Source organism: Pseudoalteromonas sp. S4741, from assembly GCF_005886135.1.
GTDB classification, from domain to species: domain Bacteria; phylum Pseudomonadota; class Gammaproteobacteria; order Enterobacterales; family Alteromonadaceae; genus Pseudoalteromonas; species Pseudoalteromonas tetraodonis.
In genome coordinates this window covers 1-11,080 of the sequence record NZ_PNCN01000077.1, presented here as the reverse complement: position 1 = coordinate 11,080, position 11,080 = coordinate 1, and the positions used below count along the sequence as shown (strand labels likewise).

The 11,080-nt window shown below is 37.0% G+C and carries 6 protein-coding genes; 4 read left to right on the top strand and 2 right to left on the bottom strand.

The features are described from left to right. Positions 1-141: 141 nt before the first annotated feature. Complete coding sequence (locus CWC30_RS12080; protein ID WP_171034713.1) at positions 142-1,491, bottom strand: class II 3-deoxy-7-phosphoheptulonate synthase; 1,350 nt, start codon at positions 1,489-1,491, stop codon at positions 142-144. A 592-nt stretch (positions 1,492-2,083) separates the two neighbouring features. Here CWC30_RS12080 and CWC30_RS12075 point away from each other — a divergent pair. After that, the gene (locus CWC30_RS12075; protein WP_008464472.1) at positions 2,084-2,959 is read left to right on the top strand and encodes a DNA replication terminus site-binding protein; all 876 of its coding nucleotides are present in this window, start codon (positions 2,084-2,086) and stop codon (positions 2,957-2,959) included. A gap of 62 nt (positions 2,960-3,021) precedes the next feature. Here the strand turns inward: CWC30_RS12075 and CWC30_RS12070 are convergent, their stop codons facing one another. Then, the gene (locus CWC30_RS12070; protein ID WP_013463357.1) at positions 3,022-4,236 is read right to left on the bottom strand and encodes a hypothetical protein; all 1,215 of its coding nucleotides are present in this window, start codon (positions 4,234-4,236) and stop codon (positions 3,022-3,024) included. Positions 4,237-5,007: 771 nt separating this feature from the next. Between CWC30_RS12070 and CWC30_RS12065 the strand changes: the two genes are divergently transcribed. The 3 genes from CWC30_RS12065 to CWC30_RS12055 all read left to right on the top strand — a co-directional run bounded on the left by CWC30_RS12065 (position 5,008) and on the right by CWC30_RS12055 (position 10,797). Further along, positions 5,008-6,246: an AAA family ATPase gene (locus CWC30_RS12065; protein ID WP_036983556.1), complete on the top strand. Its 1,239-nt coding sequence runs from the start codon at positions 5,008-5,010 to the stop codon at positions 6,244-6,246. Between the two features lie 15 nt (positions 6,247-6,261). Then, a complete protein-coding gene (locus tag CWC30_RS12060; protein WP_138627204.1) occupies positions 6,262-7,224 on the top strand; it encodes a transcriptional regulator in 963 nt (320 codons plus the stop codon). 426 nt (positions 7,225-7,650) lie between these two features. Continuing rightward, a complete protein-coding gene (locus CWC30_RS12055) occupies positions 7,651-10,797 on the top strand; it encodes a DEAD/DEAH box helicase (protein WP_138627203.1) in 3,147 nt (1,048 codons plus the stop codon). The last annotated feature ends 283 nt before the right edge of the window (positions 10,798-11,080 follow it).

The window sequence follows — 11,080 nt, the reverse complement described above, 5'->3', positions numbered from 1 at the left end:
ATGAAAGCGAAAAGCTTATCCGCGAGCGGTGCTGGCAAAGACACAAAAATATCCGGTTAGATATAAACGAAAAAACACCACTCGTTCTTAAACGAGTGGTGTTACTTAAATTAAGCGGCTTTTGGTATTTATGAGCGGGTATTATTTACGCGCATCTTTTAGTAAATCAGCTACTAAAAAGCCAAGCTCTAATACTTGATCAGCATTTAAGCGTGGGTCACATTGTGTTTTGTAGCGCTGAGCAAGGTCATCATCAGATAAACCGTATGCACCGCCGGTACACTCTGTTACATGTTGGCCGGTCATTTCTAAATGAACACCGCCTGCGTATGAGCCTTCAGCTTTGTGAACAGCGAAGAACTGACTAATTTCGCGCATAATGTTATCAAAGCTACGCGTTTTGTAACCTGAGCTGGCTTTTTCAGTATTGCCATGCATTGGATCTGAACTCCAAATAACTTTGCGACCTTCTTGCTGTACTTTACGCACCAGCGCTGGTAGCTTCTCTGGCAACACATCTGCCCCCATTCGTGTAATGAGCGTTAATCTACCAGGAATGTTATCTGGGTTAAGCGCATCTATTAAACGGATAAGCTCGTCTGGATCCATACCTGGTCCAACTTTAACACCAATTGGGTTTTTAATACCTTTAAAAAATTCAATATGGGCATGGTCTAGCTGGCGAGTACGTTCACCAATCCAAACAAAGTGTGCTGAACAATCGTACCAGTCACCTGATAAATGGTCTCTACGTGTTAATGCTTCTTCGTAGCCTAGTAATAACGCTTCGTGTGAGGTGTATAAATCAGTTTCTTTTAAGCTTGGCGCTATAGTTGAATTAATACCACACACTTCCATAAATTCTAACGCGTCTTGAATTTTGTCTGCAAGTTGTTGGTATTTTGCTTTTTGTGGATTAGCAGCAACAAAGCCCATGTTCCAACGGTTAACTTGATGTAAGTCGGCAAGCCCACCTTGTGCAAAAGCGCGTAGCAAATTTAGCGTTGCCGCACTGTGATGATATGCAGTCATTAAACGTTGAGGGTCTGGAATACGTGCTTCTTCAGTAAACTCAAAGTTATTTACTATATCACCACGGTAAGATGGCAACGAAACGCCGTCTATTGTTTCTAAGTCGGCTGAACGTGGCTTAGCGTATTGACCTGCCATACGTGCAATTTTAACAACCGGGCACTTTCCACCATAGGTTAATACTACAGCCATTTGTAAGATGGTTTTAAATGTATCGCGAATATTAGCGGCATTAAAGTCGCTAAACGATTCTGCACAATCTCCACCTTGAAGTAAAAAGGCACGGCCTTCGCATACGTCTTCAAGTTGTTTAAATAAACTTCTTGTTTCTTCGGCAAATACTAAAGGCGGTGCACTTTTCAACTGGCTTTCTACCGACTTTAATACGTTTTGATCTGGGTACTGTGGTTGCTGCAGTATTGGCAGTTCTCTCCAACTATTTGGGTTCCACGATTGCATGCTCATTCCTCATTCCTATTACCTGATGCATTGAAATTAACGTATGCAGAGGGCTTTGTTCAAGGACTAAATCGACTATTTACCAATTATTTAGTTATTAGTTAAATTTTAATAAGATTTAAGAGCCTATTTTGAGTTACTTTTAATGAGCAAGTTTATAAAGTAAAAACAAATAAACATTTAAAAACAACAACCTAAGTAAATAGAGTGTGCATTATAATGGCTTGAGTAGAAGCTTAACAGCTAAGCGATGGTGATACAGATAACTACAGGAACACATCATACTTAATTTGCACTTATGTAATCTTAACTTTACGGGAGGTTTAAAAAAGAATGCTGCTCAATTATGCGCTTTTAAATATTTATGCTAGTGCTGCATACAAAGCCCAGTACCTTAACTCACCCCTTCTATTATTTCCTTTAAAGTATATGAAGCAAAAATACTTTAAAAAACCATTTAAGAACACATCATACATAATTTAAATTATTATTAATCTTAGCAATGAAATTTTATTTCAGAAAAATCTATCAAAAGAAAAGGTTGTCTGCGAAAATAGTGACATCAGTAAGATGTGTTCTAGGTAGGTAGCTAATGGTTACAAAGGTACAAATAAGAAGTCAGTTTGATTTACTCAATGAATTAACACTTAGCTTAATTGATGAGCTTAAAGAGGTTGGCTTTGCTAAAGCAGAGTATTTTCAATTACCTGAGATTAGTAGTACTGAAGAAAATATAATCCCTGAGTCTATAAGCGTTTCAAAAATAACAGGGGAATTGGCACATAAGGCAATTTTAAATGCTTTTTCCGATATGTATAAAAAGCCAGGGCTAAGCAGTCGAGTATTAAAGCGACACCCTGGTTTGCTAGTAATAAAAGAGGCGAATAAACAAGCCATTATTGATCGCATAGCACAGGTAAATAGTGCAAAAGCAGCTTTTAAAAATTGTATTTTAGCAATAGATAATAACGACGCGCGATTTGAAGCTGTGCATAATGCAATGCCAAATTTAATAACGCTTGCGGCGTATCGTAAAATTCATAGTGAAATTGAATCCCCTTTTTCTGTTCGCTTTACTTGGATGCATAAACACGCAACCAAAACACTTACAAAAAAAATGGCGCTTGAAATGTTAGAAAAATCGGCAGGCTATAAAAACCCGCGAATGATTGATCAGCAAAAATGGCAGTCACTGGTTGCACAAGAACAGGTTCGAGTAGCCAGTTTGGGTGAAAAAGAAAAATTGCGAATTAGGCGCCCTACTCGAGTTAGTCCTCAAGTTAATGTGAGGTACACTGCACAAAATCGCTATCATGTTAGTGCTGCTTTACCTTTTATACTAATTAACCCACAACCCGACGTAAAATTTGGCGAACTACCGAGTTACCAAAAGCCCTTATCACATCCACGAAAACGAGAGTATGACTTTCTGGTAGACCGTTTATATTTAGAACAAGTAACAAAATAATTATGTTAAAAAGGCCACATAATGTGGCCTTTAATACAACGGACTGGTAAAAATTAATATAATTATTTTTCTACAATTTCTTCCAGCTTATCTTCATCAATTAATACTGCATTTTCAACAATGCGTTTACCACCTTGTATTTCTATACGCTTGTTGTGTTTATTTAATGCCAGTATCTCATCACAAAATTGATCAGATGGATGCATTTCATAGGTGTAATCTACAATATTACCTGTTTTATCATCTTTTACATTAGTTATGCTGTACTCAGATATTGCCCCTTTTTCAATTAAATCTTTCATCGTGGTAGTCATGTCACGACGCAGTGCTTTTAATTTATTTTCGGTAATATCATCCGTTGAATAAATAGAGCCATATTTTTCCATAATAGATAACAGTCTAAAATGATACGTTTTTCCTGGGGCAGCATAACGCCATAAGTGATATAAACGTAACATCATCCAACGCGATAACCCGCGCTTTAATTCTTGAGCACTATTAAAATAATAGCCTTTATATTCAAGGTTATCGATCATGTTATGAACAAACGCATTTAAACACGCCACACATTTAACATTTCCGCCTTGGCCTTTTTTACCGCTAAAGTGTAAAGACGATAAAAAGTTCATGTTTGACTCGTAAAACGAATCATCAATATCAGAATTTTTAGTGTCGGTGGCAGAATATTTAAATGAAAGTTTTGAACCTTGCAATGCTTCAAGCGATTCTTTAATTTGCGGATATGGCATAGACTGACCAACCGCTTTGAGTTCTTGTGCTAATTCGTTCATAGAAAACACAACAGCATATTGAATACCGGATTTAAAATTAATTTTTACTATTTTACCTTTTGAAGCAAGGCGAATTAGTGCACGCTCAACTTTTTCTTCTCTGTCTGATGGCCAAACTAGGTATTCTACGTCTTCACCATCTTTACGAGTACTTACCACAGCCGGTGTTATTTTAATTTCACCATCGTATAAAATACCGTCTACTTTCTCAGATATCTTACGTGTAATAATGGTTTTTTTAGGGGCTTCTTCAAGTGGCAGCTTTTTATGTCCTGAGCGAACAAAGCGTCCCCACAGATCATAATGATTAAATGTGTTAGAGTAAGCGCGTAACCCATGGGCTGCATTTTCTATCGAAATTCGCACATCTTTGTTATCTGTAAATAGTGCTAAACTTTCGTTATCAATTGCACTTTCCACCCCGTGAATTTGGCCTCTAAGTGTATCAGGCAAGTTATCTACCGAGATGTTGACCTTTCGGCTCATGGTTTTTATTTCCGTTTTTATTGTGGCAACTAATAACAACACATAAAGCCACAAAAGTTAAATGTTTAAGTTAGTATAAAAGTGATCTGATTTCAAATAAAATGCTCAGATCAGTATTTTACTAAGAAAAAGTTAATACAAAAGATTTCAGATCACATTTTTACTAACAATGCTTTTATAAAACGATTTTTTACTAACTGAATAATAAATTTGTCCATTGCAAAGTGATTTTTTTGAAATTTAGCACGACAAATTACTGCAAAAATGAGAGGCCTGTGGATAAGCTTAGTTCGAGTTAGCATAGATCTGATCTGTACTTACTATAGATCAGATCTATACTAATTAAAGCACGTATTATCTCTGATGGTGGGTGCATAACTTTATAATTTACTTAGTAAAAACATGATCTATACCATCTACTTTGTGAGTAACTCAGTGCTTAACCTGTGCGTAACTCAGCTACTAAATATTTGCTTAGTATAAAGGTGATCTGCCAGTAAATAAGGATCTGATCTTAACCACGTATAATACTGATCCACTTTCTTAAACATTATTCATATAAATCATAAAGTTAAATGCGTATTTTAAGCCCTTAGCCTTTAATACCTTATATACTTAACCATACTTAAACTTCTTTATTTATACTAAGCAATATTAAAGGCGTAAAATTATTTTATATGTCATGTATTTAAAATGCATGTCGCCTTAAATAGTTGTTTACAGCTAATTGAATGGACATTATACTAAACGCCTAACTTTGAGGAATAAAGTATGTCTATCAATAATAATGCGCTAGATACCTACCGACTTTTGAAAGCAACTGCAGAAGTTGCTGAAAAATCACTAGAAGGACGTATCCAACATTACCGCGCCCATCTTAAATCTGAAGAAAAAGAATTAAGAACTTACACCCAAAAAGCAGCAGCTGATTTACTTGGCTGTAATAATCGTACCTTAAAAAGACGTCATGACAATGGTGACTTTGACGATTTAAATATAAAACGCGGTGCAAACGGTCATTACGCATATACGTTGGTTAATATTTTTGCTATGGCCGATACAATGGATATAAAGCCTGATCACCGTGCACCGACAGACAAACTCCAAGTTATTGTTATTAATTCTTTAAAAGGTGGTTGTGGTAAAACAACTAGCATGGTTAATATTGCTGCTGCACTTGCCACTACCAACATAAAACGTTATCGCATCGGTATTATTGATTTAGATCCTCAGGGGTCATCATCAAGCTTTTTCCCATCCTCTGAGCCCGATCCAATTACTGTCGGTGATTTGATGCGTGATTGCATTGATCTTGAAGAAGGTGAAACCTGGCCTGAATTTGTGTCAAATTCTTTTTTACCAACTCATATTCCTAATATTCGTGTTTTGCCCTCTGGTATGGACGATTTTTATTTTGAACACGAAACCGCAACTTTGCTTAAAGATACCTCAAACTATGAGCAAACGCGCCATTACCATAAGTTACTAGAGCGCGTTATTGAACCAGTAAAAGATGAGTTTGACATTCTTTTAATTGATACAGCGCCAACGCTTAACTTTATGTTTTACAATGCATTAATGGCTTCAACGGCGATGCTAATTCCGGTTCACCCTGAAGCGGTAGACTTTGATGCAAATAATAAATATTTAAAACGCTTAGGTGAGATTTATCATACCGTTGCCGCTCTTGGCCACGATGGTTGGGACTTTATGCAATTTTTGGTTACTAATTATGTAAAAGGTAACCACTCACAACGTGACATAGTTAAAGATGTTCGTAGTGCTTTTGGTCGCCAAGTCATGAGCTACCCTATTAATCACAGTTCAGCAATTACTGCGAGTTCATCCTCGTTTAATACCATTTTTGATCAAAAAGCGTCTGATAGTTTAGCGAGTAGAGAGTCATTAATGCGCGCACAAGAAAATATCAAAGATGTAGTTGATGAACTCGAAATGCTAATTCGTTCTAATTGGCAATCCACTCAATCTAAATTAAATACGCCTAAGTAAGGATGTTGACTAAAAATGGCTAAAAAACGTAAAAATGACACCCGCTTAGATCCCTTTGCAACCGCTGTTGGCAGTAGCAGCTTAGATGCCCTTTTAGAGCAAGCCAATGCAGGCGACGTTATCCGTATGCCTGCACCCAGTGATCCTAATCGGGAAATAACGCTTGTTTGTAAAGTGATTGCTCACAACGAAATTGAAAAATCGACCCAAGTTTATGGTAAAAATCGTCGCGTACAAGCGCTTTTAAACGAAAAGTCAGTCGCAGATATTCTTCCTGCTATTAAAGAAGATGGCCGTAATCAGCACCCAGCCCTATTATGGGAGCAAGGTGATACAAGCCTTGTATTAGCTGGCTCTAGACGTCGTAAAGCCTGTATTTTAGGTGGCGCAGACTACCTCGTATTGAGTTCTAGTGACTTTAGCGAGCAAGATGCCAAAGTACTTGCGGTTTCATCAGATCAATACATTGCCCCTAGTCTTTGGGAGTTGGGTCAAGCGTATCAACAAACTAGAAACGATCTTATTCAACAAGGCAAAAAAGGCTCGTACCGTGAAATTGCTGTTATTGAAGGGGTATCGCATACAGCGATTGCTGATGCGATAAAAGCGTATGAGCAAATATCTGCAGATGTTATAGCCCTTTACCCAACAGCTAATCATGTTGGTAGAGAAGTTGCTAAAAAGTTGATTAACGCAAAGGAGCGCGATGAGGAAGCATTTAACGAGTTAGTTGTTGCACTTACCAGCAATGATGAAATTAACGCCTTAGAAGCCGACGACAAGCGCGCTATGCTAATTACTAAATACCTAACTGCAGAGCCTAAAACAGCATCAAAACGTGAAGCGGTTTTAGAAAATGACTTTATTAGTGTGCAACGCAACCTTAAAAGTGGTGACGTTTCAATTAAAATAAATAATAAAGTGATGACAGACAAGCGCTTAGAGCAACTTACTAAGTTATTAAGTGCCTTTAATTAGTTAGTAATATCGTGATCTGTAAAAGGGGTTGAGTTAGTTAAATCATGATCCAACCCCCTTTGTTAGTTGGTAAAAATCTGATCTTTAGTGGCATATAAAGGCTAAAAACATGGCTTAAACCATCAAGGATCATATTTTTACTAACTAAACACCTCCTTTTAATGCCATTTTTCATCTTGTTAGTAAAAACCTGATCTAAGCCGAACTAAACTTCCTTTTAAAGTTAATTAATTGTTTTTATTTTGTAATTTAAACGTGCTTTTTTAGTGAGCAAAATTAAACAATGATCGCCAATTCGCTATAAACCAATTTTTTACTAACCAATCAGATCCAACCAGTTTATTTTAAAAATAATATTGCTTTAGCTCAGCGCTGATAAGGCATATACTGGGAAAATTATTTTTAAATTTTAATACTTTGAGTGACATGTCTGCTAACTTATCAAAAAATGATTTAATGGCTATTTTTGAAGAAATTAAAAATGAGCAGGCTACCCAGTTTCCTCTTTCTGAGCGATTCATAAAAAAATTATTTAAACCCGCGGTGTTGGCCAAAGGAAAATCGTACTATAAAAACGGCCAAATCAGTTGGTTAGAACATAATGCAGATTTTTCTGTGGTTGACTCCACGGTGCAAGGTGATAAAGGATTCGCGTTTAACCAACGTATTGAGATCAGTAAATTACCAACTGGTTATTCGGTCGATACCCATTGTACCTGTAATGTTAAAACTAAATGCCGCCATTTGGCCGCTATTTTGTTAAAGCTTAAAATTGAGCATTCTGGTGAGTACGGTGAAGATTATTTTATTAATGATTGGTTTAGTGAACTAAGCGCACTTAAAAACACCGACCAAGCTCAACCCTCGCAAGTATTACTGTTTGTATTAGACATAGAAAACAACAAAGTATTTTTAACCCCTAAAATTGCCAACTACGATAAAAATAATAATTATGCACTTGGGCGAAATTTAACTGAGCAACAGCTTAATAGTTTTGTAACCCCTAGCGATTTGCTCGAAAGTGATTTTAGATTATATAGCTGGATCAGATCGCAAAATGCGGTCGGTAATATTGAGCTTAAAGGGCAGTGGGGATTTAATGCCCTGCAGCAATTACTTGCCACAGACCGATTATTTTTACAACGCTCTCGAGTACCTATTAAAACGCAACCTGGTTTACCTCTTAAATTTGTTTGGGAAAAACAAAAAGAGGTGACCCAGTTAAAAATTCACTTGGATCAAATTCCTAATTGGGCGTTAATTAAAACAACGCCGCCTATCTACTTAGATTTAGATAAATATAAATTAGGCCGTATTCGCACGCCCCTCAGTGCTGATGAAATTGCGCACTTACAAACTATACCGGCGCTGCACGATACAAACTTTGACCGAATTTATAAGCAGCTTGCTGATAACTTTGGTGTAGGTGTTATTCCCCACCCGACTAATACACCAAGCACGCCTGTTAAGTCGTTGAGTAATGCCATACTTAAAGTCAGCATGTCGGGCTCAGTAATGGCTATTTCGTTATCGTTTAAGTATAAAAATAAAAACTATTTAGCGGGCACCGCGCCTGCAAAGTTAATTAATAGCGCCTTCGAAAACACCGTTACCAACGAGCTGGTCAACTTAGGCTTCGATTTTTGTAAAGGGGGTTTACACAGCGAGTTTATTTTTAGTCAGGAATCGGCTATTCACTTACATTGGCTAGTTCACGAGGTACTGCCTAGCTTTAAACAACGCGGTTGGCAAGTATCAATGAGCAAAGTTAATGTTGCTGATACTAAAAGCCAAATCTCATTGCATGTAAACAGAGCTGCAAATCATCAAATGCATAGTAAAGTAATGCTAAACGATACCAAAGTAGCTACCCTATTAAATGTAAATAATAAACTTTATGAATCGTTAAACCGTCAAAGTGAATTATTTTATTACTACCCTGTTGGCCGTCAATTTGGGGTTATTGATAAAGCAGCATTTAATTTATTAATTGAGTTTAAACTGCGGTTTGAATTTATTAAAACCCGTGACGAATTTAACATTCCGCTTTCATACTTACCTGAATTAGTTCAGCACACAGCTATTAATGTAGAGCTACACGACCCGTCACTAGAGCGTTACCTTGAAGAACTAAATAACGATGCACTGCTATCACCGAAAACTGCCATTCATGGCTTACACGATTCTGTAGTATTAAGAGAGTATCAGCAAGAAGGCGTGGCTTGGCTTAACTTTTTAAAGCGTAATCAGTTAGGTGGGATTTTAGCGGATGATATGGGCTTGGGTAAAACGCTACAAGTGATTGCCTACTTAGCAAGCTCATACAATACACCGCAAGCAGGGCCTACGCTTATTGTGTGCCCCACAAGTTTAGTGAGTAATTGGCAAAACGAAATTGCCAAGTTCGCAAAAAGCTTAAAAGTGACTACTATTTTTGGTGCACACCGAAATGATTCGTTGCAGCATTTGGCACAAGCGCAGTGTATTTTAACCACGTATCCGCTATTAAAACGTGACATTGCTTATTACTCACCGCTGTATTTTGAAAACATTATTCTTGATGAAGCCCAGTATATTAAAAACGATACCGCACAAGTTTCGCGGCTGGTAAAACGTTTAAATGCCGACTTTAAGCTTTGTTTAAGTGGCACCCCAATTGAAAACAATTTATTTGAATTAAAGTCATTGCTCGACTTTGCAATGCCATCGCTTTTAGGTTCACAGGCGCACTTTAAGCAGCATTTTCAAGGTCCTATTGAACGCGAAAGCAATATTGAACGTGCAGAGCAACTAAAAGCGTTAATTATGCCGTTTATTTTGCGCCGTACTAAAGCCCAAGTGGCTCAAGAACTGCCGCAAAAAACCGAACTTATAAAAGAGTTTGAGTTTGAACCTAAACAAAAAGACATGTACCAAGGTATAACCCGTGCGCTTGAAGAGAAACTCATTGATTTATTTGCCGAGCAAGGCGTACAAAAAAGTAAACTCGCTTTTTTAGAAGCTTTATTAAAGTTACGCCAAATTTGTTGTCATCCTAAACTCATTGAACCTGAAACTGAGGCAGCCAGTGCTAAATTAGAATGGTTATCGAGCCACTTACCTTTAATGCTTAGCCTTGGCCGTAAAGTGATTATATTTAGCCAGTTTACCTCTGCCCTTGATTTAATTGCCGAGCGTTTAAATGAGCTAAATATTAATTTTAGTATGCTAACTGGGCAAACGCGTCATCGCGATAAAGTAATAGACGAATTCACCAGTGGTAACACTTCCGTGTTTTTAATTAGCTTAAAAGCCGGTGGTACAGGGCTTAATTTAACCCAAGCCGACACCGTTATTCATTTTGATCCATGGTGGAACCCAGCCGTTGAAAAACAAGCCACCGATCGTGCTTATCGAATTGGGCAAACAAACCCAGTGTTTGTTTATAAACTAATTATGGCTAACTCTATTGAACAAAAAGTATTTCAAATGCAGCAAGATAAGCAAGCGCTTGTAGATGCATTATTTACCGAAAAATCAATGAGTTTTACCCAGTTTGACGAACAACAAATGCTGTCTTTAATTAAAAGCTAAAATAATTTTAAAAAATCATGACGAGTTTTTGAACTTATTTAAATTGTAGGCGTCTATTAATATGCTTGGTTAAATTGCAGTTTCTCCAAGCTTTCATGTTGATATCCCATATAGTAGTTACTAGACATAGTAATGATTAAGCCAGCCAGTAATGCGCTGGCTTTTTTTTGCTTTTAAAAATATTTATTTTTTTATTTAATTTATTTTGAACTAATCACAAATGGCAGGGTCTATTATTATGCTTGTAGTTGATGTGTTGTTATACAAGTTTCATGTTGATTTC